Annotated in this window: 24 protein-coding genes; 8 read left to right on the forward strand and 16 right to left on the reverse strand. The window is 63.1% G+C overall.

Features of this window, described 5'->3' with window-relative positions:
- Positions 1–76: 76 nt before the first annotated feature.
- From HU764_RS22760 to HU764_RS22820, 13 genes are all read right to left on the reverse strand, one after another.
- On the reverse strand, positions 77–1,015 hold the full coding sequence (locus HU764_RS22760; RefSeq protein ID WP_186702364.1) for a S66 peptidase family protein: 939 nt from the start codon (positions 1,013–1,015) through the stop codon (positions 77–79).
- 86 nt (positions 1,016–1,101) lie between these two features.
- Entirely contained in the window at positions 1,102–2,118 is a 1,017-nt protein-coding gene (lipA, locus tag HU764_RS22765; RefSeq protein WP_027592615.1) for a lipoyl synthase, read from the reverse strand.
- 2 nt (positions 2,119–2,120) lie between these two features.
- The gene (gene lipB / locus HU764_RS22770) at positions 2,121–2,768 is read right to left on the reverse strand and encodes a lipoyl(octanoyl) transferase LipB (protein WP_027592614.1); all 648 of its coding nucleotides are present in this window, start codon (positions 2,766–2,768) and stop codon (positions 2,121–2,123) included.
- A complete protein-coding gene (locus HU764_RS22775; protein WP_012312556.1) occupies positions 2,768–3,043 on the reverse strand; it encodes a DUF493 domain-containing protein in 276 nt (91 codons plus the stop codon). Before HU764_RS22775 ends, lipB begins: the two co-directional genes overlap by 1 nt.
- A gap of 75 nt (positions 3,044–3,118) precedes the next feature.
- Complete coding sequence (locus HU764_RS22780; RefSeq protein ID WP_027592613.1) at positions 3,119–4,279, reverse strand: D-alanyl-D-alanine carboxypeptidase family protein; 1,161 nt, start codon at positions 4,277–4,279, stop codon at positions 3,119–3,121.
- 194 nt (positions 4,280–4,473) lie between these two features.
- Complete coding sequence (locus tag HU764_RS22785) at positions 4,474–5,478, reverse strand: septal ring lytic transglycosylase RlpA family protein (protein WP_027592612.1); 1,005 nt, start codon at positions 5,476–5,478, stop codon at positions 4,474–4,476.
- Positions 5,478–6,488, reverse strand: coding sequence for a lytic murein transglycosylase B (gene mltB, locus HU764_RS22790; protein WP_027592611.1), 1,011 nt, complete (start codon positions 6,486–6,488; stop codon positions 5,478–5,480). Before mltB ends, HU764_RS22785 begins: the two co-directional genes overlap by 1 nt.
- A 17-nt stretch (positions 6,489–6,505) precedes the next feature.
- Complete coding sequence (gene rodA, locus HU764_RS22795) at positions 6,506–7,609, reverse strand: rod shape-determining protein RodA (protein WP_050580719.1); 1,104 nt, start codon at positions 7,607–7,609, stop codon at positions 6,506–6,508.
- Between the two features lie 38 nt (positions 7,610–7,647).
- The gene (mrdA, locus tag HU764_RS22800) at positions 7,648–9,537 is read right to left on the reverse strand and encodes a penicillin-binding protein 2 (RefSeq protein ID WP_027592609.1); all 1,890 of its coding nucleotides are present in this window, start codon (positions 9,535–9,537) and stop codon (positions 7,648–7,650) included.
- A gap of 16 nt (positions 9,538–9,553) precedes the next feature.
- Positions 9,554–10,021 (reverse strand): 23S rRNA (pseudouridine(1915)-N(3))-methyltransferase RlmH, encoded by a 468-nt coding sequence (gene rlmH, locus HU764_RS22805; protein WP_023382530.1) that lies wholly within the window; start codon positions 10,019–10,021, stop codon positions 9,554–9,556.
- Positions 10,022–10,030: 9 nt separating this feature from the next.
- Positions 10,031–10,450, reverse strand: a complete 420-nt coding sequence (gene rsfS / locus HU764_RS22810) for a ribosome silencing factor (protein WP_027592608.1) — start codon at positions 10,448–10,450, stop codon at positions 10,031–10,033.
- A gap of 42 nt (positions 10,451–10,492) precedes the next feature.
- Positions 10,493–11,152 (reverse strand): nicotinate-nucleotide adenylyltransferase, encoded by a 660-nt coding sequence (gene nadD, locus HU764_RS22815; protein WP_027592607.1) that lies wholly within the window; start codon positions 11,150–11,152, stop codon positions 10,493–10,495.
- A gap of 1 nt (position 11,153) precedes the next feature.
- A complete protein-coding gene (locus HU764_RS22820; protein WP_186702365.1) occupies positions 11,154–12,425 on the reverse strand; it encodes a glutamate-5-semialdehyde dehydrogenase in 1,272 nt (423 codons plus the stop codon).
- Positions 12,426–12,721: 296 nt separating this feature from the next.
- Between HU764_RS22820 and HU764_RS22825 the strand changes: the two genes are divergently transcribed.
- Both HU764_RS22825 and HU764_RS22830 read left to right on the forward strand, forming a co-directional pair.
- Positions 12,722–13,390: a DNA-3-methyladenine glycosylase gene (locus HU764_RS22825; RefSeq protein WP_186702366.1), complete on the forward strand. Its 669-nt coding sequence runs from the start codon at positions 12,722–12,724 to the stop codon at positions 13,388–13,390.
- A 3-nt stretch (positions 13,391–13,393) separates the two neighbouring features.
- Positions 13,394–14,710 carry a bifunctional DedA family/phosphatase PAP2 family protein gene (locus HU764_RS22830; protein WP_186677437.1) on the forward strand — a complete coding sequence of 439 codons (1,317 nt, stop codon included), beginning with the start codon at positions 13,394–13,396 and terminating at the stop codon, positions 14,708–14,710.
- A gap of 119 nt (positions 14,711–14,829) precedes the next feature.
- Here HU764_RS22830 and HU764_RS22835 read toward each other — a convergent pair whose 3' ends face one another.
- The 3 genes from HU764_RS22835 to HU764_RS22845 are packed head-to-tail and all read right to left on the reverse strand — an operon-like array spanning position 14,830 to position 16,505.
- On the reverse strand, positions 14,830–15,420 hold the full coding sequence (locus HU764_RS22835; RefSeq protein WP_099455398.1) for an LON peptidase substrate-binding domain-containing protein: 591 nt from the start codon (positions 15,418–15,420) through the stop codon (positions 14,830–14,832).
- 9 nt (positions 15,421–15,429) lie between these two features.
- Positions 15,430–16,146 carry an LrgB family protein gene (locus HU764_RS22840; protein WP_027592602.1) on the reverse strand — a complete coding sequence of 239 codons (717 nt, stop codon included), beginning with the start codon at positions 16,144–16,146 and terminating at the stop codon, positions 15,430–15,432.
- The gene (locus HU764_RS22845; protein ID WP_099455399.1) at positions 16,143–16,505 is read right to left on the reverse strand and encodes a CidA/LrgA family protein; all 363 of its coding nucleotides are present in this window, start codon (positions 16,503–16,505) and stop codon (positions 16,143–16,145) included. The genes HU764_RS22840 and HU764_RS22845 overlap by 4 nt, the downstream gene beginning before the upstream one ends.
- A 143-nt stretch (positions 16,506–16,648) precedes the next feature.
- Here HU764_RS22845 and HU764_RS22850 point away from each other — a divergent pair, with 143 nt between their 5' ends.
- From HU764_RS22850 to purH, 6 genes are all read left to right on the forward strand, one after another.
- A complete protein-coding gene (locus tag HU764_RS22850; protein ID WP_186702367.1) occupies positions 16,649–17,104 on the forward strand; it encodes a MaoC family dehydratase in 456 nt (151 codons plus the stop codon).
- A 134-nt stretch (positions 17,105–17,238) separates the two neighbouring features.
- Positions 17,239–18,117 (forward strand): 50S ribosomal protein L11 methyltransferase, encoded by an 879-nt coding sequence (gene prmA / locus HU764_RS22855; protein ID WP_186702368.1) that lies wholly within the window; start codon positions 17,239–17,241, stop codon positions 18,115–18,117.
- Between the two features lie 39 nt (positions 18,118–18,156).
- Positions 18,157–19,572 carry a DUF3426 domain-containing protein gene (locus HU764_RS22860; RefSeq protein ID WP_186702369.1) on the forward strand — a complete coding sequence of 472 codons (1,416 nt, stop codon included), beginning with the start codon at positions 18,157–18,159 and terminating at the stop codon, positions 19,570–19,572.
- Between the two features lie 174 nt (positions 19,573–19,746).
- Positions 19,747–20,760, forward strand: coding sequence for a tRNA dihydrouridine synthase DusB (gene dusB / locus HU764_RS22865; protein ID WP_027592597.1), 1,014 nt, complete (start codon positions 19,747–19,749; stop codon positions 20,758–20,760).
- Positions 20,757–21,077 carry a DNA-binding transcriptional regulator Fis gene (gene fis, locus HU764_RS22870; RefSeq protein WP_012274390.1) on the forward strand — a complete coding sequence of 107 codons (321 nt, stop codon included), beginning with the start codon at positions 20,757–20,759 and terminating at the stop codon, positions 21,075–21,077. Before dusB ends, fis begins: the two co-directional genes overlap by 4 nt.
- A gap of 80 nt (positions 21,078–21,157) precedes the next feature.
- On the forward strand, positions 21,158–22,765 hold the full coding sequence (purH, locus tag HU764_RS22875) for a bifunctional phosphoribosylaminoimidazolecarboxamide formyltransferase/IMP cyclohydrolase (RefSeq protein ID WP_085272339.1): 1,608 nt from the start codon (positions 21,158–21,160) through the stop codon (positions 22,763–22,765).
- Positions 22,766–22,901: the final 136 nt, after the last annotated feature.

The raw sequence follows: 22,901 nt of genomic DNA on the forward strand, positions 1-22,901 counted from the left end.
CGCTCCTACAGAAGTACGCGGTCCCCTGTAGGAGCGGCCTTGCGTCGCGAAAGGGCCGCAACGCGGCCCCACGATCTCAAGCCCTAAACAAATCCTGCTGCAACACCAGCCTCATCTCCCCACTGTCCAGCACCACCTCAGCCCCCAGCGGCAAGCACACGTTCGGATCACAATGCCCACTGCGCCACCCGGCCACCACCGGCACGCCCAGCGGCCCGAAAATGTCCTGCAGCAGCGGCGTCAACGCCGCCACGGTGATCCCGGCAAAATCCCCCACCAGCACCCCCTTCACCCCCGCAAGCTTGCCCGCCAGGCGCAACTGGGTCAGCAAACGATCCACCCTGAACAACGGCTCGTTGACGTCTTCGATAAACAGAATGCAGCCCTGCGTATCGATCTCTGCCACCGTCCCCAGGGTCGCCCCCAGCATCGACAGGTTGCCCCCCAGTAAACGCCCGCGGGCAACCCCCGGCACCACGCAGCTCAACGCAAAGTCGGCCGGGTGCGCGATCGCATCGCCTGCACCCACCTGCCCGATCAATTGCGCCAGCAGCGACGACTCGGTCGGCTCTAGTTTGGCGCCCAACAGGTCGGCATTCAGCATCGCCCCATGGAAGGTCAGTAACCCGGCTTTGCGCTGGATAGCCGTGTGCAGCGCCGTGATGTCGCTGTAGCCGATCAGCGGCTTGGGGTTGCAACGGATCAGGTCAAAGTCGAGGCTGTCGAGCAGGCGCATGCTGCCATAGCCGCCGCGCATGCACAGGATGGCGTCGATGGCCGGGTCTGCAAACGCATCGTGCAGGTCCTGCAGCCGCTGCTGATCGGGCCCCGCCAGGTAGCCCTGCGCCTGTTCAACGCCCGGGTAGATACGGCAGCGGTAGCCACGCTCGGTGAACCACTGGCTGGCCTTTTGCGCATCCAGCCGCGCCGGCCCGGCCGGGGCGACGATGGCAAAGCAGGCGTTCGCCCCCAGGGCAGCGGGCAGTCGGGATTCAACGGTTTCGGCGCAATTCATCGCAACTCCTTGCAGTACAGGGCACACAAACAAAAATGCCGATGCCGCCTTTCGGCGCGCATCGGCACGGGTGCTTCAGACCAGGCTCAGAGCTTGATCTTGGCTTCGTGAGCCTGCTGGTCAGCGTGGTACGAAGAACGCACCAGCGGGCCGGAAGCCACGTTCTTGAAGCCCATCTTGTAGCCTTCTTCGGCGAACCAGGCGAAGGTGTCCGGGTGCACGAAACGCTGTACCGGCAAGTGGCTGCGCGACGGCTGCAGGTACTGGCCGAGGGTCAGCATGTCGATGTCATGCTCGCGCATGCGGTGCATCACTTCGATGACTTCTTCGTCGGTCTCGCCCAGGCCGAGCATGAGGCCCGATTTGGTCGGTACGTGCGGAACCATCTGCTTGAACTTCTGCAGCAGGTCCAGCGACCAGTCGTAGTCCGACCCCGGACGCGCGGCCTTGTACAGGCGCGGTACGGTTTCCAGGTTGTGGTTGAAGACATCCGGCGGCTCTTGCGCGGTGATCTCCAGGGCCACGTCCATACGGCCACGGTAGTCCGGGACCAGGGTTTCCAACTGCACACCCGGCGACAAGGCGCGGATCTCGCGGATGCAGTCGGCAAAGTGCTGGGCACCGCCATCACGCAGGTCGTCGCGGTCCACCGAGGTGATCACCACGTACTTCAGGCGCAGGTCGGCGATGGCGACGGCGAGGTTCTTCGGCTCATCGAGGTCCAGTGGCTTCGGTCGGCCGTGGCCAACGTCGCAGAATGGGCAACGACGGGTGCAGATGTCACCCATGATCATGAAGGTCGCGGTACCGCCCGAGAAGCACTCGCCCAGGTTCGGGCAGGAGGCCTCTTCGCAGACGCTGTGCAGCTTGTGCTTGCGCAGCAGTTGCTTGATGCGGTCTACCTCGGGCGAGACCGGGATGCGCACGCGGATCCAGTCAGGCTTTTTCGGCAGTTCATCGGTAGGGATGATCTTTACCGGGATGCGCGCGACCTTGTCGGCACCACGCAGTTTGACCCCAGCTTCCACCTTCTTCGGCGCTGGGCGCGGGGTGGCATCCTGGGTAGGTATCAGGTTCGGCACGGCTTCTTGCACAGTTGTCATATTCAGTCGATTCCGCCCGTGAGGGTCGTCTGCTCAGCGTAGTCGAGGTGCTTGACCAGCTGTCCGCGCAGCCTTGTCCTGACCTCGTTGAGTTCGATCGGGCCTGCCAGATCGCGTAGCTGGGTCATGGCCAGCCCCGCATAACCGCAGGGGTTGATTCGGCGGAATGGCGCAAGGTCCATGTCCACGTTCAGGGCAAGGCCGTGGAACGAACGGCCGTTGCGGATTCGCAGGCCGAGGGAGGCGATTTTCGCTCCATCGACATAGACACCCGGGGCGTCGGGCTTGGCCGCCGCCTGGACATCGTAACTGGCAAGCAGGTCGATCAGGGTCTGCTCGATGCGGCTGACCAGCTCACGTACCCCAAAACCCAGCCGCCGCACATCCAGCAGCAGGTAGGCCACCAGTTGCCCGGGGCCATGGTAGGTCACCTGGCCACCGCGGTCGGTCTGCACCACCGGGATATCACCCGGAATCAGCAGGTGCTCGGCCTTGCCGGCCTGGCCCTGGGTGAAGACCGAAGGGTGTTCGACCAGCCAGATTTCATCCTGGCTGTCGGGCCCTCGCTGCTCGGTAAAGCGACGCATGGCTTCCAGCACCGGTTCATAGGGCTGCAGGCCAAGATCGCGAAAACCGAGACAGGCGGACATCAGAGCACCATTTTCACGATGCCGGTAGCGCGCAGGGCGCTGTTGATATCGTGCAGCTGGTTCTCGCTCTCGGCAACGATGTGCAATTGCACCGTGGTGTACTTGCCTTCCTTGCTCTGGCGCTCGGCCAGCGTGGCGAGGTCGACCTTGGCGTGTTTGCTGAGGACTTCGATGACCATGTCCTTGAAACCGACAACGGTATCGCCGATGACCTTGATCGGGTAGTCGGCGCAGGGGAATTCGATTTTGTGCGACTTGACGTCAGGTTCGCTCATAGCGGAAACGGCCTCGTAAGCCGTGGCAACAACAACGCTCCCGCCTGAACAGCGGGAGCGTGGCAGGTCACGTTATCAGTTGAACAACCCGTAGAAGAATAGACGGATGCTATCCCACATACGGCGGAAGAAACCACCTTCCTCGACGCCATCGAGGGCGATCAGGTCGGCGCTGTGAACCACGTTCTCGTCCAGTTTGACTTCCACTTTGCCGATCACGTCACCTTTGGCGATCGGTGCGGTGAGCTGCGGGTTCATGGTCATCGAAGCCTGAAGGCGCTTCAATTGGCCTTTAGGCATAGTCATGGTCAGGTCGTTGGCCAGGCCAGCTTTGACCTGGCTGGTGGCGCCCTTCCAGACTGGAGCCTGGGTCAGCTCGGTGCCTTTCTGATAGAAGGTCTGAGTTTCGAAGAAGCGGAAGCCGTAGGTCAGCAGCTTCTGGGTCTCGGCAGCACGGGACTGCTCGCTGTTGGTGCCGAACACCACGGCGATCAGGCGCTGGCCGTCACGTACGGCCGAAGCCACCATGCAGTAACCGGCTTCGTCGGTGTGGCCAGTTTTCAGGCCGTCGACGGTCTTGTCACGCCACAGCAGCAGGTTGCGGTTCGGCTGCTTGATGTTGTTCCAGAAGAACTCTTTCTGCGAGTAAATCGCATAGTGGGCCGGGTCGACGTCGATGATCGCGCGCGCCAGCAGGGCCATGTCGTGCGCCGAGGAGTAGTGCTCGGGGTTCGGCAGGCCGGTCGGGTTCATGAAGTGGCTGTTGGACATGCCCAGGTCAGCGGCCGTCTTGTTCATCATGTCGGCGAAGGCGTCTTCGCTGCCGGCAATGTGCTCGGCCAGCGCAACAGACGCATCGTTACCCGACTGGATGATGATGCCGTGCAGCAGGTCGCTGACAGTCACCTGGCTGCCAACCTTGATGAACATGCGCGAACCACCGGTACGCCAGGCGTTTTCGCTGACGGTGACCGGGTCGTTTTCACCGATCTGGCCGCGGCGAATGTCCAGGGTGGCGATGTAGGCGGTCATCAGCTTGGTCAAGCTGGCTGGCGGCAGGCGCTCGTCACCGTTGTTCTCGACCAGCACGTTGCCGCTGGACGCGTCCATGAGTACGTAGGACTTGGCTGCCAGTTGCGGTGGTGCCGGCATCATCTGCTCTGCCGCGAAAGCAGCAGGCGTGATCATCAGCAGTACGGGCAGGCAAAGTCGTTTGGCAAGGTTGGTGATGTTCATCCGTCTCTCGAAAATCGCTAATGGTCTGAGATGTTGCCTGGGCCACATCGTGTGCCCAGCGCCAGTCAGTCTAGTTTTTAAGGCCTTGGGCCGAGCCCGCACACTGCGGCTTTATGTCGCTGCGGGCAAAAGCGGACATTGTACATGCCCGCGCCCGTCAATTCATGACAAAACCGACAGTTTGGCCGGTGCGGTCAGTCAGCTGTGACCAGCTTGGCCTGCCCCAAGTTCGCCAGGCGAATGCTGTTCTGCGCCTGCTGGATCTCGCCCTGGCTGCTGATCGGCCCCAAACGCACGCGGTGCAAGGTTTGCTGGTTACGCACGATGGAGCTGATGAACACCGGCGCGCTGACCATGGTGCTCAGTTTCGAACGCAGCAGTTCGGCGGCGTCCGGGTTGGCGAAGGCGCCCACTTGCAAGAAACTGCCGCCGTTGCCTGCCGGCACATTGTTGCCGCCGACTTGAACGGGCACTACGGGTGCAGCGTGTTGCTGGGGTGGCGGCGTCCACTGCTCGACTCGGCCGGTGCTGGCCGGGATCGACTGGGTCTGGGCAACCTGAGGCTCCTTCAGCACCAACGGTGGCTGCTGGCCACGCTGGGCCCACCATTGTTGCGGGTCGATACCTTCGACGCGCACATGCGCGGTGCCGATTTCGGCGTAGCCGAGCTTCTTCGCCGCCGCATAGGACAGGTCGATGATACGGTCGGAGTAGAACGGGCCACGGTCGTTGACCCGCAGGACCACGCTGCGGCCGTTGGCCAGGTTGGTCACCCGCACATAGGCCGGCAGCGGCAAGGTCTTGTGCGCCGCGCTCATGCCGTACAGGTCATAAAGCTCGCCGTTGGCCGTGTTCTGCCCGTGAAACTTGGTGCCATACCACGACGCGGTACCCTCGGCGCGGTAGTTGCGCGAGTCCTGCATCGGGTAGTAGGTCTTGCCCAGTACCGTGTAAGGGTTGGCCTTGTAGTTGCCGGTGTGCACGGTTGGCGTGGCGTCGGGGATCTTGTTCACGTCCACGTCCCACCACGGCGCACCGTCCTTGTGGGCACGGTTGATGTCCAGGCCGGGCTGGGCGCGGACTGTATTACCGCTTTTCTGGGTGGTGGTCGGGCGGCTGGAAGAGCAGCTGACCAACAGCATGCCGACAGTCATGCAGGTCAGCAGCTTGAAGGTAGTGGCAGAGATGATTGCGCGCATTACTTGACGCCCCGTGCTTGGACCAGCTGTTCCGAAAGCTGATGCACCGCCATGGCGTACATCACGCTGCGGTTGTAGCGAGTGATCGCGTAGAAGTTCTTCAGGCCCATCCAGTACTCGGGGCCGTTTTCGCCCTCCAGGCGGAAGGCGGTGACCGGCAGATCATCGCGCAGCGCATCATGACTCGACCAGCCCAGCGCCCGCAACTCCCCGACAGTCTTCACCGGCTCGATACCCGTGGTCAGGCCTTCATCAACCCGCTCGCCCTGCACCATGGCACGGCTGACCACGCCTTCGCCGGCCACCCAGCCATGGCGCTTGAAGTAGCTGGCTACGCTGCCGATGGCATCGTCCGGGTTGTTCCAGATATTGATGTGGCCATCGCCGTCGAAGTCCACGGCATAGTTGCGGAAGCTGCTCGGCATGAACTGCGGCAAGCCCATGGCGCCTGCATAGGAGCCCTTGAGCGTGAGCGGGTCAAGCTGCTCGGCACGGGCCAGTAGCAGGAACTCGCGCAACTCCTTGCGGAAGAATTCGGCCCGCGGCGGGTAGTCGAAGCCCAGCGTCGAGAGGGCGTCGATGACCCGGTAATTGCCGGTATTGCGGCCGAAAAAGGTCTCTACGCCGATGATCGCGACGATGACTTGCGCCGGCACCCCGTATTCCTGCTCGGCCCGCGCCAATACCGCTTCGTGCTGGCGCCAGAAGTCCACACCGCGGGCGATGCGCGCGTCGGTGATGAACATCGGACGGTAGTCCTTCCACGGCTTGACCCGTTCGGCCGGCCGCGAGATGGCATCGAGAATTGACTGTTTACGCTGGACCTCACGGAACACGCCCATCAGCTGCTCGCTGGCAAAGCCGTAGTCGCGGGTCATTTCGCCAACGAACTCGGCCACTTGGGGCGAGCCTTCGTAGTCGCCGGCATGGGCCAGCTGGACAGCGCCGAACAGGCCCACCGCGCCGATCCACGGCGCACAACGGGCAGCCCAGTTACGCACTGCTTGCATGAAATTCTTCACCTTATTCAAACCTGTGCGATCCATTTGCGGTGCGTATGGATCGACATCAGAACGCCAAACGCTGACAGCAGCGTCACCAACGAAGTTCCGCCATAGCTGATGAAGGGCAGCGGCACGCCCACCACGGGCAGAAGGCCGCTGACCATACCGATATTGACGAACACGTATACAAAGAAGGTCATCGTCAAGCTGCCCGCTAGCAGCTTACCGAACAGGGTCTGCGCCTGGGCCGTGATCATCAGGCCGCGACCAATCAGCAGCAGGTAGACGATCAGCAGCAGGCAGATGCCGACCAGGCCGAACTCCTCACCGAGCACGGCGATGATGAAGTCGGTGTGGCTCTCGGGCAAAAAGTCCAGGTGCGACTGGGTGCCCAGCAGCCAGCCCTTACCGAATACCCCGCCCGAACCGATCGCAGCCTTGGACTGGATGATGTTCCAGCCGGTGCCCAAGGGGTCGCTTTCCGGGTCGAGGAAGGTCAGCACGCGCTGCTTTTGGTAGTCGTGCATGACGAAGAACCACATGGCCACCGCCACCGGCACCGCCGCCGCTACCACACTGACAATCCAGCGCCAGCGCAGCCCACCCATGAACAGCACGAACGCACCAGAGGCCAGAATCAACAGCGCCGTGCCCAGGTCGGGCTGGCGAACGATGAGGATGAACGGCACGCCGATCAGCACCAGGCTGATCGCCACATGCTTGAGGTGTGGCGGCAAGGTGCGCTTGGACAGGTACCAGGCGATGGTCGCCGGCATGATGATCTTGAGAAATTCCGAGGGCTGGAAGCGAATCACCCCGGGGATATTGATCCACCGGGTGGCGCCCATGGCGTTGTGGCCCATCACGTCCACCACCACCAGCAACAGCACCCCGGTGACGTAGGCCAATGGCACCCAGCGCGCCATGAACCGCGGCTCCAGCTGGGCGATGACGAACATCGACACCAGGCCGATGCCGAACGAAGTCGCCTGCTTGAGCAGCAGGTCCCAGTTCTTGCCACTGGCCGAATACAGCACGAACAGGCTGCCAGCCGCGAGGGTCAGGAGGATGACCAGCAACGGGCCATCGATATGGATGCGCTGCAGGAAGCTGGCGCGCCGACGCATCACATCCTCGCTGGAGAGCATGCGATCGAAATTGTTCATCACAGGGCCGATTCCTGGGTAACGGTGGCGGGAGCGAACTCGGACTTGAGCCGGCCGTGCTCGTCGAGCAACCAGGCGTCCATGATCTGGCGCACCACGGGTGCGGCGACGCCAGAGCCGGATTCGCCGTTCTCGACCATCACCGACACCACGATCTTCGGGTCGTCGGCCGGGGCGAAGGCGACGAACAGGGCGTGGTCGCGGTGGCGTTCCTGAAGTTTGTTGCGGTCGTATTTCTCGCCTTGCTTGATCGCCACCACCTGGGCAGTACCGCTCTTGCCGGCGATACGGTACTGGGCGCCGGCAGCAGCCTTGCGCGCGGTACCACGGGCGTTGTGCATCACCTGCTCCATGCCGTGGGTCACCTTGGCCCAGTCCGACTTGTCACGCAGGATGATGTTTTCCATCGGGTTCTCGTCCACCGGCGGTTGGCCTTCGATGGTCTTGGCCAGGTGCGGGCGGTTCCACACGCCTTTGTTGGCGATCAACGCGGTGGCCTGGGCCAACTGCAGCGGCGTGGCCTGCATGTAGCCCTGGCCGATCCCGAGAATCAGGGTTTCGCCGGGGAACCAGGCCTGGCGGCGGGTGGCACGCTTCCATTCGCGAGACGGCATCAGGCCGGCGGACTCTTCGAACATGTCGAGCGAAACCCGCTGGCCGATGCCGAACTTGTTCATGTAGCTGGACAAACGATCGATGCCCATCTTGTGGGCAAGGTCGTAAAAGTAGGTGTCGTTGGAGCGCATGATCGCGGTATCCAGGTCGACCCAGCCATCGCCAGAGCGGTTCCAGTTACGGTATTTGTGATCGTAGTTGGGCAGCTGGTAATAGCCTGGGTCGAACACCCGGCTGCCGGCATTGACCACGCCACTGTCCAAACCGGCGATGGCCACCGCTGGCTTGATGGTCGAGCCAGGTGGGTACAGCCCGCGCAGTACGCGGTTGAACAACGGCCGGTCGATCGAATCCCGCAGCTCGGCATAGGCCTTGAAGCTGATGCCGGTGACGAACAGGTTAGGGTCGAAGCTTGGCTGGCTGACCATCGCCAGCACTTCGCCGGTACGCGGGTCGAGCGCCACCACCGCGCCACGACGGCCACCCAAGGCGGCCTCGGCGGCTTCCTGCAGCTTGATGTCGAGGCTCAGGACGATGTCCTTGCCAGGCTTGGGGTCGGTACGCTTGAGCACCCGCAGCACGCGACCGCGGGCGTTGGTCTCGACTTCCTCGTAACCGACCTGGCCGTGCAACGCATCCTCGTAGAAACGTTCGATACCGGTCTTGCCGATATGGTGCGTACCGCTGTAGTTCACAGGGTCGAGGGTTTTCAGCTCTTTCTCGTTGATACGCCCGACATACCCCACCGAGTGCGCAAAATGCGCACCTTGCGGGTAATGCCGCACCAACTGCGCGACCACTTCCACGCCAGGCAGCCGGAACTGGTTCACCGCCACCCGGGCGATCTGCTCTTCGCTCAGTTCGAACAGGATGGGCACCGGCTCGAACGGCCGACGGCCCTGGCGCATGCGCTTCTCGAAGAGCGCGCGGTCGTCGTCAGTCAGCTCCAGCACTTCGACGATATTGTCCAGCACTTCCTGCCAGTTACCCGCACGTTCACGGGTCATGGACAGGCTGAAGCTGGGCCGGTTATCGGCGATGATCACCCCATTGCGGTCGAAGATCAGCCCACGGGTCGGCGGGATCGGCTGCACATGCACCCGGTTGTTCTCCGACAGCGTCGAGTGATAGTCGTACTGGATGATCTGCAGGTAATACAGCCGCGCGATCAAAACGCAGATAAGCAGCATGATCGCCACCGCGCCAACCACGACGCGGTTACGCACCAGGCGGGCGTCTTTCTCGTGGTCCTTGAGACGGATCGGCTGCGACATCGGACTGCTTACAGGCTCATTTGTGGTAAGGGTGCCCGGACAACACGGTCCAGGCGCGATAGATCTGCTCGCCGATGAGTATCCTTACCAACGGGTGCGGCAACGTCAGCGGCGACAGCGACCAGCGTTGCTCAGCGCGTGCGCAAACCTCAGGCGCCAGCCCTTCCGGGCCGCCCACCATCAAATTCACCGTGCGCGCATCCAGGCGCCAGCGGTCCAGCTCGGTCGCCAGCTGCTCGGTACTCCAGGGCTTGCCATGGACCTCGAGGGTGACGATGCGTTCCCCAGGCTGAACCTTGCTCAGCATGGCTTCGCCCTCCTGACGGATCAGGCGAGCGACGTCGGCATTCTTGCCACGGGTATTCAGCGGGATTTCCACCAGCTCCAGCGACAGCTCCGGGGGCAGGCGCTTGGCATATTCATGCCAACCGTCCTCGACCCACTTGGGCATGCGCGAGCCGACCGCGATCAGGCGCAGACGCACGACGCTTCCTTATTCCCGGTCTTTGAGCTTGTCGGAGTACTCGTGGGCGTGGTCCGGGCTGTGGTGCTTGCCATCGGCGGCACGGCTTTGCTCGGCACCCTGCCACAGGCGCTCCAGGTCGTAGAACTGGCGGGCAGCGGCGGTCATCATGTGCACGATGACATCGTTCAGGTCCAGCAGCACCCAGTCGCTGTCGCCCTTGCCTTCTTCACCCAGGGGTTGAGCACCCTTGGCCTTGACGGCTTCACGGACCTTTTCGGCCATCGCGTTGATCTGGCGGTTGGACGTACCGGTGGCAATGATCATGTAGTCGGTCAGGCTGTGCTTTTCACGCACGTCGATGACCTGGATATCCTGGGCCTTGACGTCTTCCAGCGCTGCCTTGGTCACTTGGACCAGTTCTTCGCCGTAAATTTTCTGCTTGGTCATATAAAACTCGTTCAACTTGTTGGATGAGGTGCCGGAGCACCGTCAGTTAGGCACACGATACAGTTCGTGTGCCTCGATGTAGGCCAGTACGGCGTCCGGCACCAGGAACCTCACCGATTTGCCGCTGGCCAGCAGCTGTCGGATCTGTGTAGCCGACACCGCAAGCGGTGTCTGCCAGACGAACGAAATATTTCCCGCCGGGCCGGACATGGCGGTGGGATCGCTCTCGGAGCGCGCAGCCAACAGGTTGCGCAGCTCGTCAGGGGGTTCAACGTCGGCATCCGGGCGTTGCAACACCAGGATGTGACAGTGTTGCAGCAGCTCTTCCCAGCGGTGCCAGGCGGGCAGGCCACAAAAGGCATCCCAACCCAACACCAGGAACAGCTGGTCGTCAGCGCCCAGTTCGGCGCGGATCGACTCCAGGGTGTCGATGGTGTACGACGGCTTGTCGCGGGCAAGCTCGCGGGCATCCACGCTCAGGCAGGCAACACCCTGCACGGCGCTGCGCACCATGGCCAGGCGATCTTGCGCGGCCACTTGCGGGGTGTCGCGGTGCGGCGGCCGGGCATTGGGCAACAGGCGCAACTCGTCCAACGCCATCAACTCGGCCACTTCCAGCGCGCTGCGCAGGTGGCCGATGTGAACGGGGTCGAAGGTGCCGCCTAGAATGCCGATGCGCCGGACTGCCTGGGCCTTGCTCAACTCAGCAGGACTCCTGGCCGCGTAGCTGGCCGTCGCCGATCACCACGTACTTCTCGCAGGTCAGGCCTTCTAGGCCAACCGGGCCGCGGGCATGCAACTTGTCGGTGGAGATACCGATCTCCGCGCCCAGGCCGTACTCGAAACCGTCGGCGAAGCAGGTTGGGGTATTGAGCATCACCGACGCCGAGTCGACCTCTGCCATGAATTGGCGGGCCTGGCCCTGGTGCTCGGTGATGATCGAATCGGTGTGGTGCGAGCCATAGTGGTTGATGTGTTCGATGGCCTGGTCCAGGTCATCGACTACACGAATCGACAGGATCGCATCCAGGTATTCGGTGTGCCAGTCGTCTTCGCTGGCCGGCTTGGCCGCGATGAGCGCACGCGTGCGCTCGCAGCCACGCAGTTCGACGCCCTTTTCCTGGAAACGGCGGGCCATTTCCGGCAGGAAGCGCTCGGCTACACGCTGGTCGACCAGCAGGGTTTCCATGGCGCCACAGATGCCGTAGCGGTAGGTCTTGGCGTTGAAAGCGACGCGCCAGGCCTTGTCCAGGTCGGCATGTTCGCTGACATAGACATGGCAGATGCCGTCCAGGTGCTTGATGACCGGCACCCGCGCATCGCGGCTGATACGTTCGATCAGGCCACGGCCACCGCGCGGCACGATCACATCGACGAACTCGGGCATGCTGATCAGCGCGCCCACGGTTTCGCGATCGGTGGTCTCGACCACTTGCACTACCGCCGCCGGCAGACCGGCCTCGGCCAGGCCACGCTGGATGCAGGTGGCGATGGCACGGTTGGAGTGGATGGCCTCGGAGCCGCCACGCAAGATAGTCGCATTGCCGGACTTCAGGCACAGGCTGGCGGCATCGATGGTCACGTTGGGGCGCGATTCGTAGATGATCCCGATCACCCCCAGGGGGGCACGCATCTTGCCGACCTGAATACCCGATGGGCGGTAGCTCATGTCGCGGATGGCGCCGACCGGGTCCGGCAGGCTGGCCACCTGGCGCAGGCCCGTGATCATGCCGTCGATACGCGCCGGGGTCAGCGCCAGGCGGTCGAGCAGTGCGGGCTCCAGGCCATTGGCGCGGCCTGCGGCGAGGTCCAGTGCGTTGGCGGCGGTCAACTCGGCGCGGGCAGCGTCCAGTGCATCGGCAGCCGCTTGCAGGGCGCGGTTCTTCTGCGCGGTGCTGGCACGGCCGATCACCCGGGAAGCCTGGCGAGCAGCGCGACCCAAACGGGTCATGTAGTCAAGAACGGACTCAGTCATGGGTTCGGTGTCTTGGCGAAGGGGAAATCGGCTGATTATAACTGTCGCGCAGGTATACGCCCAGCGGCGGGTGGCGGATGGTAGAAAATGGCGGGCTTGGTTTGGTTTTTTTAATACCCGGGAGGTCGGGCGCCGCATGCGCGGCGCTCGATCTCCCAGGCATCAACCCCCCCCAAGACGAACACCTCTCAGCCCCCCAAGAAACATACAGATACCATTCAACCACCCACCCGGTTCAGCCTCGATTAAGCCATTCATTGCTATCATCCAGGCCTTTGAAGCCACGAACAGCCAGCATGCCAGCCCTGCCCGACCGCTTTTTCGACCGTGACGCCCAAACCCTGGCCAAGGAGCTGCTGGGCAAGGTCATCCGCCATCGCCAGGGCGACTTGTGGCTGGCCGCGCGCATCATCGAGACCGAGGCCTACTACCTGACCGACAAAGGCAGCCATGCCTCGCTCGGGTATACGGACAAGCGCAAGGCCCTGTTCCTCGACGGCGGGCACATCTACATGTACTACGCCCGCGGTGGCGACTCGTTGAACTTCAGCGCCCATGGCCCGGGCAATGCGGTGCTAATCAAGTCCGCCTTCCCTTGGCAGGATGACCTCTCGAACGCCAACAGCCTGGCGCAGATGCAACTGAACAACCCCGACGCCAGCGGCAACCTTCGCCCGGCCGAGCGGCTGTGCGCAGGCCAGACCCTGTTATGCCGTGCACTGGGCCTGAAAGTGCCGCACTGGGACGCGCAGCGGTTCGACCATGAGCACCTGTACGTCGACGACTGCGGCATCGCCGTGCCACGGGTGATCCAGGCTGCGCGCCTGGGCATCCCGCAGGGCCGCGACGAGCACCTGCCATACCGCTTCGTCGATGCCGAATACGCCCGCTTCTGTACACGGAACCCGCTGCGACGCGGCCAAGTCGAAGGCCGAGACTTCTTCATTCATCAACAAGGAAACTGACACATGGGCCAATGGCTCGACAGCCTGACCGGCTGGCTAAGCGCCAACCCCCAGTGGCTTGGCCTGGCGATTTTCCTGGTGGCCTGCATCGAATGCCTGGCCATTGCCGGCATCATCGTGCCTGGCACCGTGCTGCTGTTCGCGGTCGCCGTGCTGGCCGGCAGCGGCACCTTCAGCCTGGGCGAGACGCTGTTGCTGGGCTTTCTCGGCGGCTTGCTGGGTGATGCACTGTCGTACACGGTCGGCAAGTATTTCCACCAGAACATCCGCCGCCTGCCACTGCTACGCCACCACCCGGAATGGATCGGCAGCGCCGAAACCTACTTCCAGCGTTATGGCATCGCCAGCCTGCTGGTCGGGCGCTTCATTGGGCCGCTGCGGCCCATGCTGCCGATGGTCGCCGGCATGTTCGACATGCCACTGCCACGCTTCATTGCCGTCAGCCTGGTGGCAGGCGCCGGCTGGTCGGTTGCCTACCTGCTGCCTGGCTGGGCCACGGGCGCCGCCATGCGCCTGCCTTTACCGGAAGGCTTCTGGCTGGATGCGGGCATCCTTGCCGGTGCGTTGGCGGTGCTCATCGGCCTGAGCCTGAACAGCAGCATCCGCGATCAACGCCACGGCACTCGGCTGATCGCCGGCTTGAGCTTCGCGGCCCTGGCCGGGGTATTCCTGGGCTGGCCGTACTTGCACGAATTCGATCAGGGCGTGATGACACTGGTGCAGGAACACCGCAGCCAAGTCATCGACGGCACCGTGGTACTGGTGACACGGCTGGGTGATTTTCGCACGCAGTTTTTCCTCGGTGGGCTGCTGACCGGCCTGCTGCTGCTCGCCCAACAATGGCGCCATGCACTGTTTGCGGGCGGCGCATTGATGGGTACGGCGATTGCCAATGGCACGCTCAAGTGGCTATTCGCCCGCGCGCGGCCCGAGGTGCTGACCGACCCACTGACCAGCTACAGCATGCCCAGCGGCCACAGCTCGGCGTCGTTTGCGTTCTTTTTGGTAATGGCGGTGCTGGCGGGGCGTGCCCAGCCGCCGCGGATGCGCCTGACCTGGGTGTTGCTGGGGTGCATTCCTGCCTTGGCGATTGCGTTGTCGCGGGTTTACCTGGGGGCGCACTGGCCGACCGATATTCTGGCCGGCGCCTTGCTGGCGTGCTGCGTCTGCGCGGTTAGCCTGACCTTGGTGCAGCATCGCCAGCCGCTTCCAGCACTGCCGCTGCGGGTGTGGTGGTTGGTGCTGCCGGCGTGTATAGCGCTGTTGGCGTTCTTTGCCATGCACGCGCTGCCGCAGGCTTTGGAGCGGTATCAGTATTGATGTTGCCTGTTCTGGCCTCTTCGCGGGGCAAGCCCGCTCCCACAGGCAGTCTGCCATGCACCACACCTGTGGGAGCGGGCTTGCCCCGCGAAGAGGCCACAACAAGCCACAGTGATCAGTCAGGCAAACAGCTCACCCTGAATCCGCTCCAACAGCCTTTGAATCTCTTCCAGCCGCAACTGCGGCGAGTCGATGCTCAGCAGGTCCAGCTTGTCCTCTTCCATGAACGGCAGCAGATACGCCAGCTGATTGGCCAACGCCTGCCGCCCATCCACCGGCCGCGGCATGTCCAGCGCCTCGACCATCGGGTGCTCACCCAGGGCAACCAGCAATGCCAGCAGGTCTTCGTCCGCCTCGCCCAGGGGGCTATCAGCCAGCTCCGGCAACCACTGCACCTGCCCGACCAGTAACTGGTCCTTCTGCACCTCGGTCTGCTCCAGGTTGAAACGCCGCACCCCTTCGACACGGATACCCAGCAAGCCGTTATCCTGCTGCACGAAGTCGCGGATCATCGCCTCGCAACCGATCGAAGCAACCGTCGGTGGCGCTTTGCCAACCTGCTCCCCTTCCAGGATGCACACCACCCCAAAGCCCTCGCCCTGCTTCATGCAGCGGCTGATCATGTCCAGGTAGCGCGCCTCAAAAATCTGCAAATCGAGGAAGCACCCCGGAAACAGCACGGTATTGAGGGGAAACAGCGGTAGCGTCATCACAACTCCTCAAGCCACCAGGCTGACCGCCAGCGGCAGGAACACCGCCGTGGCCACCCCCATCAGGCTCATCGCCAGCGCGGCGAAAGCGCCGCATTCATCACTTTCCTGCAGGGCCACCGAAGTGCCCACCGCATGCGCGGTCACGCCCAGCGACATGCCGCGCGCCTCAGGGCTGTGCACACCGAGGCGGGTCAACAGCGCCGGGCCGAAGATCGCACCGATAACGCCGGTGATCAGCACGAACACCGCGGCCAGCGCCGCCACGCCACCAATCTGCTCGGCCACCAGCATGGCGATCGGCGACGTCACCGACTTCGGCGCCATGGTCATCAGGATCATGTGTTCGGCGCCGAACCACCAGCCCAGCAGCAGGCAGCAGACCGTGGCGAACAGGCCTCCGATTACCAGCGTAGTAAATGTCGGCCAGAACAGTTGGCGAATACGCCGCAGGTTGAGGTAGAGCGGCACGGCCAGGGCCACGGTGGCGGGCCCCAGGAGCGTGTTCATGATCTCGGTACGCTGGCGGTACTCGCTGTAGTCGATGCCGCACACCAGCAGCACGCCAATTACCAGCAGCATCGACACCAATACCGGCTGCAGGAAGATCCAGCGGGTCTTCTCATAGCCCGCAAGCACGACCTGATAGGCCCCCAGGGTAATGCCGATGCCAAACAAAGGATGGTGGATGACTGCATCGAGCGCGCCTTGCCAGTCGAGCATCATGGCTGCTCCTCGCGCTTGCCTTGGCGGTGGATGAGCTTCTGCATCAACACGCCGACGAACACCAGGGTCAGCAGGCATGAAATGAACAGTGCACCGGCAATCGCCCAGAAGTCGGCGGCGATGTCCTTGGCATACACCATCACCCCCACCGCCGGCGGCACCAGCAGCAGTGGCAGGTAGCGCAGCAAGCTGCTGGCGGCTTCATTGAGCGGCTTGCCGACCTCCCCCCTGGCCATCAGGAAGCACAGCAGCAGCAACAGGCCGATGATCGGCCCCGGCAAAAACGGCACAAACAGGTGATTGATCGCCGTACCCAGCAGTTGAAACAACACCAGCCAGGTCAAACCACGCAACAGCATAAGCACCTCCCTCGGGCATGGCGGCCATTATAAGCACGCTAAGGGTATAAGCCGATAATCGCCGAAAAACGCGCAACTTGACTGAAACGGTGGGCCGTGCTGATCTTGCACCTTCGTACCAACTTACAACCTGGAGAGTCGCGATGCCCTATGTACCGGTTACAGAGCTTTCGCAGTACGTTGGCAAGGAACTGGGCCGTTCTGCCTGGCTGAAAATCGACCAACAGCGCATCAACCTGTTTGCCGAAGCCACAGGCGATTTTCAGTTCATCCATGTCGACCCGGAGAAAGCGGCGAAAACACCGTTTGGCTGCACGATCGCCCATGGTTTCCTGACGTTGTCGCTGATCCCCACGCTGATGGAGGACATCCTGGTCCTGCCGCAAGGGTTGAAGATTGTCGTGAACTACGGGCTGGACAGCGTGCGGTTCATTCAACCGGTCAAGGTCGACAGCCAGGTGCGGCTGAAGATCGATCTCGCCGAAGTGCTCGAGAAAAAACCCGGCCAGTGGCTGCTCAAGGCAATCGCCACGCTGGAAATCGAAGGGGAAGAGAAGCCTGCTTATATAGCGGAGTCCCTGTCGCTCTGTTTTGTCTGAGTGATCGCCGGGGCGCTGTGCGCCCCATTCGCGACAGGCCCCCGATACAATCCACAAACCCCGCGCACTCGCGTAAACTGCGAGCCTTCGCGCAGCCTCGGGCTGCCCCTGTCGATTTACCAAAGGTGCCCGCCATGCCCTGGCTGCAAGTACGCCTGGCCATCAGCCCGGAACAAGCCGAAACCTACGAAGACGCCCTGCTTGAAGTAGGCGCCGTCTCGGTCACGTTCGTGGACGCAGAAGATCAGCCGATCTTCGAACCCGACCTCAACACCACCCCGCTGTGGTCGCACACTCACCTGCTGGCCCTGTTCGAGGCCGATGCCGAGCCCGAGCAGGTGTTCGCCCACGTCCGCCTGCTGACCGGCGCCGACCTGCCCGAGCACCAGGCTGAAGTGATCGAAGACCAGGACTGGGAGCGCAGCTGGATGGACAACTTCCAGCCGATGCGCTTCGGCCGCCGCCTGTGGATCGTGCCAAGCTGGCACGAAGCGCCGGACAAGGACGCGGTAAACCTGCTGCTCGACCCAGGCCTGGCGTTCGGCACCGGTACCCACCCGACCACCGCCTTGTGCCTGGAATGGCTCGACGGCCAACAACTCGAAGGCACCCAAGTGCTGGACTTTGGCTGCGGCTCGGGGATTCTGGCCATTGCCGCCCTGCTGCTGGGCGCGCGCGAAGCGGTCGGTACCGACATCGACGTGCAGGCCATTGAAGCCTCGCGCGACAATGCCCAGCGCAATGGCATCGCCGACGAGAAGCTGGCGCTGTACCTGCCCGAGCACATGCCGGCCATGCAGGCTGACGTACTGGTCGCCAACATCCTGGCCGGCCCGCTGGTCTCGCTGGCGCCGCAGTTGTCTGGCCTGGTCCGCCCTGGTGGCCTGCTGGCACTGTCGGGCATCCTTGCCGAACAAGGCGATGAAGTGGCTGCTGCCTACGCCGCCGACTTCGAGCTGGACCCGATCGCCGTACGCGATGGTTGGGTGCGCATCAGTGGTCGCCGCCGTTAAGCGCGCTAGAATAACTTTTGTACAACCCCGGATCGCCGCATGACCGACAGTTTCGTCACCCAGTGCCCGCATTGCCAGACCAGCTTTCGCGTCACCCATCACCAGTTGAGTGTGGCGCGCGGCGTGGTGCGGTGCGGCCATTGCCTGCAGGTGTTCAACGCCGCAAAGCAACTGCTGGAGCAGAACCGCGCCGGTGATGCCAGCGTGCCTGTGGAACCTAGAGCGCCCGTGGCGCCCGTGGTACCCGTCCCGCCTGCAGCGCCTGCCGAGCCGATTGCCAAGCCTGCGGTCACGCCCGATCCCCCCGCCAGCGAACGCCCAGCGCCCCCTGAGGACGACTGGGCGCTCACGGCCCAGGCCCTGGATGAACTGGACCTGGACCAAGAGCTGGCCCGCCTTGAACGTCGTGGCGAACCTGCCGCCGTTCGCCCGCCCAGCGCGGACAACGGTCTGCAGGCCCGCCGTGAAGAACATCAGCCAGACGCCCATACCGATGAGCTGTTTGGCAACGCCACCGACGACCGCTTCGAGCCTGAACAGGCGCCTGAACCTGCACCCACGCTACTGACACAGCACGCGTTGGAGCAGGAAGCGTTCGAGCAGGAGTCACTGGACCTGGAGCCCGCCCCGGGCGATCGCACCGAGCCGACCCTGGGCGGCCACCTGGACCTGGACATCGACGACGAGCCCCCCGTACGGCGCGACATCGAGGCCGACGAGCACCATGCGTTCGTCAGCGAGCACTTCGCTGCCAGCCACGATCCAGCCCCGGAAAAGGGCCTCAGCGCGCGCGACGATGACGAACTGGACCTGCACCTGTCGGCCCACGACGACGACGACCCTGTAGAGCCGTTGCCCGGTGAACGCCTGGAGCCTGGCCTGTCCAGCAAGCCCGAGCGTGCGCCGCGTAAGGAGCCGCTGGTCGACGTGGTCGACGACCCGCTTCAACTGGGCTGGGAAAAGCCCCAGCCCAACTGGGGCAAGCGCTTGCTGTGGGGCTTCCTGACGCTGCTGGCTGCAGGCCTGCTGGCGTTCCAGTACGTGTGGTTCCATTTCGATGAAATGGCTCGCCAGGACCAGTACCGGCCGATCTTCCAGCAGGTATGCCCGCTGTTCGGCTGCGAAGTGCCGACCCGCGTCGACATCGCCCGCATCAAGAGCAGCAACCTGGTGGTGCGCAGCCACCCTGACTTCAAGGGTGCACTGATCGTCGATGCGATCATCTACAACCGCGCCCCCTTCGCCCAGCCGTTCCCACTGCTCGAGCTGCGTTTCGCCGACCTCAATGGCCAACTGATCGCCAGCCGGCGCTTCAAGCCCAGCGAGTACCTCTCTGGCGAACTGGCCGGGCGCGGCGAGATGCCCAGCCAGACCCCGATCCACATTGCCCTGGACATCCTCGACCCAGGCCCCAAGGCCGTGAACTACAGCCTGAGCTTCCGCTCGCCGGAGTAATCGGCTGATCCTGGGGGCACTTTGTGCCCCCAGCCTCGCCTACCCACACCAAAAGTCATAAGCCGACAACTGTTCAGATTTTATCCAAATCCATCTTTATCCGGTCACCGAGAGCGGGTATCATGCCCACCCTTTTTCGAACTCCAAGATTCGGCCCCACAACAGGGATCACCTATGTCGGCGGTACGCATCGGCCCATACACACTGCGAAACAACCTGATCCTCGCCCCCATGGCCGGGGTCACGGACCAACCTTTCCGAACACTTTGCAAGCGCCTGGGCGCAGGCATGGTGGTGTCGGAGATGGTGTCCAGCGACATGAGCCTGTGGAACAGCCGCAAGTCGAGCCTGCGCCGCATTCACGAAGGCGATCCCGAGCCGCGCTCGGTGCAGATCGCCGGCGGGGATGCCCAGATGATGGCAGCGGCGGCAAAGGCCAACGTCGAAGCGGGTGCCCAGATCATCGACATCAACATGGGCTGCCCGGCAAAAAAAGTCTGCAACAAAGCTGCAGGCTCTGCTTTATTGAGAGATGAAGCCTTGGTCAGCGAGATTCTCCACGCGGTGGTAGGCGCCGTGGACGTCCCGGTGACGCTGAAGATCCGCACGGGGTGGGATCGGGCGAACAAGAACGGCCTGAATGTGGCGAAGATCGCTGAACAGGCCGGCATCCAGGCGCTAGCGGTGCATGGCCGCACACGCGCCGACCTGTACACAGGCGAAGCCGAATACGACACCATCGCTGCCATCAAGCAGGCGGTGTCTATCCCGGTATTTGCCAACGGCGATATCACATCGCCAGAAAAGGCCCGGGCGGTACTGGACGCCACCGGGGTCGATGGCCTGTTGATCGGCCGCGCTGCCCAAGGGCGGCCCTGGATCTTTCGCGAGATCGAGCATTACCTGCGGACCGGCGAACAGTTGCCGGCCCCGCAGCTGGACGAAGTGGAACGCATCCTGCTAGAGCACCTGGCCGCGCTGCATGCCTTCTATGGCGATGTGATGGGCGTACGTATCGCCCGCAAGCACGTTGGCTGGTACCTGGCAACACGACCCGGCGGCAAGGAGTTTCGCTCCCGGTTCAATGCTTTGGAAGACACACAAGCGCAGTGCGCCAACGTTCGCGCGTTTTTCAGTGAACGTCGACAGAGCCTTGAGACAGAGGACGGACAAGGGGTGGCCGCATGACGATGATGACCGAGACATTTGTGAGTGGAACAACGCCCGTGAGCGACAACGCCAACCTGAAACAGCACCTCAACACGCCAAGCGAAGAGGGCCAGACCCTTCGCGACAGCGTCGAGAAGGCGCTGCACAACTACTTCGCCCACCTGGAAGGCGCGACCGTCACGGACGTGTACAACCTGGTGCTCTCCGAAGTCGAGGCGCCCCTGCTTGAAAGCGTGATGAACTACGTGAAGGGCAACCAGACCAAGGCCAGCGAGATGCTCGGGCTCAACCGAGGCACCCTGCGCAAGAAGCTCAAGCAGTACGACTTGTTGTAAGCCAGAATCCCAATCAGAAAAGGCGGCTCCCTGAACAGAGGCGCCTTTTTTGCTGACTCCACCGCGTTATGGAATCCGAAATGACCGACCAGACTACCCGCCTGCCGATCCGCCGCGCCCTGATCAGCGTCTCCGACAAGACCGGTATCCTCGAATTCGCCCGTGAGCTGCAGCAGCTCGGTGTCGAGATCCTGTCCACCGGCGGCACCTACAAGCTGCTCAAGGATAACGGCGTGAACGCGGTGGAAGTGGCCGACTACACCGGCTTCGCCGAAATGATGGATGGCCGGGTCAAGACCCTGCACCCGAAAATCCACGGTGGCATTCTGGGCCGTCGCGGCATCGACGACGCCATCATGAACGAGCACGGCATCAAGCCGATCGACCTGGTCGCCGTCAACCTGTACCCCTTCGAAGCCACCATCTCCAAGCCAGGCTGTGACCTGCCGACCGCCATCGAGAACATCGACATCGGTGGCCCGACCATGGTCCGCTCCGCTGCCAAAAACCACAAAGACGTTGCCATCGTGGTCAATGCCAGCGACTACGCCAGCGTCCTCGACGGCCTGAAAGCCGGCGGCCTGACCTACGCCCAGCGCTTCGACCTGATGCTCAAGGCGTTCGAACACACCGCCGCCTACGACGGCATGATCGCCAACTACATGGGCACCATCGACCAGGCCAAGGACACCCTGAGCACTGAAGCACGCAGCGAATTCCCGCGCACCTTCAACAGCCAGTTCGTCAAAGCCCAGGAAATGCGCTACGGCGAGAACCCGCACCAGAGCGCGGCGTTCTACGTCGAAGCCAAGAAGGGTGAAGCCAGCATCTCCACCGCCATCCAGCTGCAAGGCAAGGAGCTGTCGTTCAACAACGTGGCCGACACTGACGCCGCGCTGGAGTGCGTGAAGAGCTTCGTCAAACCGGCCTGTGTCATCGTCAAGCACGCCAACCCGTGCGGCGTGGCCGTGGTACCGGAAGACGAAGGCGGCATCCGCAAGGCCTACGACCTGGCCTACGCCACTGACACCGAGTCGGCCTTCGGCGGCATCATCGCCTTCAACCGCGAGCTCGATGGCGAAACCGCCAAGGCCATCGTCGAGCGCCAGTTCGTCGAAGTGATCATCGCCCCGAAAATCTCCCAGGCCGCCCGCGACGTGGTCGCCGCCAAGCAGAACGTTCGCCTGCTGGAATGCGGCGAATGGCCAGCTGAGCGTGCTGCCGGCTGGGACTTCAAGCGCGTCAACGGTGGTTTGCTGGTGCAGAGCCGCGATATCGGCATGATCACCGCCGATGACCTGAAAATCGTCACCAAGCGCGCCCCGACCGAGCAAGAAATCCACGACCTGGTGTTTGCCTGGAAAGTGGCCAAGTTCGTCAAGTCCAACGCCATCGTCTACGCCAAGCAGCGCCAGACCATCGGCGTCGGCGCCGGCCAGATGAGCCGCGTCAACTCCGCTCGCATTGCTGCAATCAAAGCCGAGCATGCTGGCCTGCAGGTTCAAGGTGCGGTCATGGCGTCGGATGCGTTCTTCCCGTTCCGTGACGGCATCGACAATGCGGCTAAAGTGGGTATCAGCGCCGTAATTCAGCCAGGTGGTTCGATGCGTGATGCCGAAGTCATCGCCGCAGCCGACGAAGCCGGCATCGCGATGGTATTCACCGGTATGCGCCACTTCCGCCACTGATTACACGGATTCCGGGGCGAGCAGCGGGCCTGTGGGAGCGGGCTTGTCCCGCGAATGCGGCGGTGAATTCACCATCGCATTCGCGGGGCAAGCCCGCTCCCACAAGGCCCGCCGCCAGCCTCGAAACCACCTTGAA

The organism is Pseudomonas kermanshahensis, assembly GCF_014269205.2.
Classification (GTDB): domain Bacteria; phylum Pseudomonadota; class Gammaproteobacteria; order Pseudomonadales; family Pseudomonadaceae; genus Aquipseudomonas; species Aquipseudomonas kermanshahensis.

Coding starts and splice junctions, on each gene's coding strand:
- HU764_RS22825 (WP_186702366.1), top strand. CDS start 12,722: ATGCCAGCCCTGCCCGACCGCTTTTTCGACCGTGACGCCCAAACCCTG.
- purH (WP_085272339.1), top strand. CDS start 21,158: ATGACCGACCAGACTACCCGCCTGCCGATCCGCCGCGCCCTGATCAGC.
- fis (WP_012274390.1), top strand. CDS start 20,757: ATGACGATGATGACCGAGACATTTGTGAGTGGAACAACGCCCGTGAGC.
- HU764_RS22830 (WP_186677437.1), top strand. CDS start 13,394: ATGGGCCAATGGCTCGACAGCCTGACCGGCTGGCTAAGCGCCAACCCC.
- HU764_RS22840 (WP_027592602.1), bottom strand. CDS start 16,146: ATGATGCTCGACTGGCAAGGCGCGCTCGATGCAGTCATCCACCATCCT.
- HU764_RS22780 (WP_027592613.1), bottom strand. CDS start 4,279: ATGAACATCACCAACCTTGCCAAACGACTTTGCCTGCCCGTACTGCTG.
- HU764_RS22860 (WP_186702369.1), top strand. CDS start 18,157: ATGACCGACAGTTTCGTCACCCAGTGCCCGCATTGCCAGACCAGCTTT.
- lipA (WP_027592615.1), bottom strand. CDS start 2,118: ATGACAACTGTGCAAGAAGCCGTGCCGAACCTGATACCTACCCAGGAT.
- HU764_RS22835 (WP_099455398.1), bottom strand. CDS start 15,420: ATGACGCTACCGCTGTTTCCCCTCAATACCGTGCTGTTTCCGGGGTGC.
- dusB (WP_027592597.1), top strand. CDS start 19,747: ATGTCGGCGGTACGCATCGGCCCATACACACTGCGAAACAACCTGATC.
- HU764_RS22785 (WP_027592612.1), bottom strand. CDS start 5,478: ATGCGCGCAATCATCTCTGCCACTACCTTCAAGCTGCTGACCTGCATG.
- prmA (WP_186702368.1), top strand. CDS start 17,239: ATGCCCTGGCTGCAAGTACGCCTGGCCATCAGCCCGGAACAAGCCGAA.
- HU764_RS22760 (WP_186702364.1), bottom strand. CDS start 1,015: ATGAATTGCGCCGAAACCGTTGAATCCCGACTGCCCGCTGCCCTGGGG.
- rsfS (WP_027592608.1), bottom strand. CDS start 10,450: ATGACCAAGCAGAAAATTTACGGCGAAGAACTGGTCCAAGTGACCAAG.
- HU764_RS22845 (WP_099455399.1), bottom strand. CDS start 16,505: ATGCTGTTGCGTGGTTTGACCTGGCTGGTGTTGTTTCAACTGCTGGGT.
- HU764_RS22850 (WP_186702367.1), top strand. CDS start 16,649: ATGCCCTATGTACCGGTTACAGAGCTTTCGCAGTACGTTGGCAAGGAA.
- rodA (WP_050580719.1), bottom strand. CDS start 7,609: ATGCGTCGGCGCGCCAGCTTCCTGCAGCGCATCCATATCGATGGCCCG.
- mltB (WP_027592611.1), bottom strand. CDS start 6,488: ATGCAAGCAGTGCGTAACTGGGCTGCCCGTTGTGCGCCGTGGATCGGC.
- mrdA (WP_027592609.1), bottom strand. CDS start 9,537: ATGTCGCAGCCGATCCGTCTCAAGGACCACGAGAAAGACGCCCGCCTG.
- HU764_RS22775 (WP_012312556.1), bottom strand. CDS start 3,043: ATGAGCGAACCTGACGTCAAGTCGCACAAAATCGAATTCCCCTGCGCC.
- lipB (WP_027592614.1), bottom strand. CDS start 2,768: ATGTCCGCCTGTCTCGGTTTTCGCGATCTTGGCCTGCAGCCCTATGAA.
- HU764_RS22820 (WP_186702365.1), bottom strand. CDS start 12,425: ATGACTGAGTCCGTTCTTGACTACATGACCCGTTTGGGTCGCGCTGCT.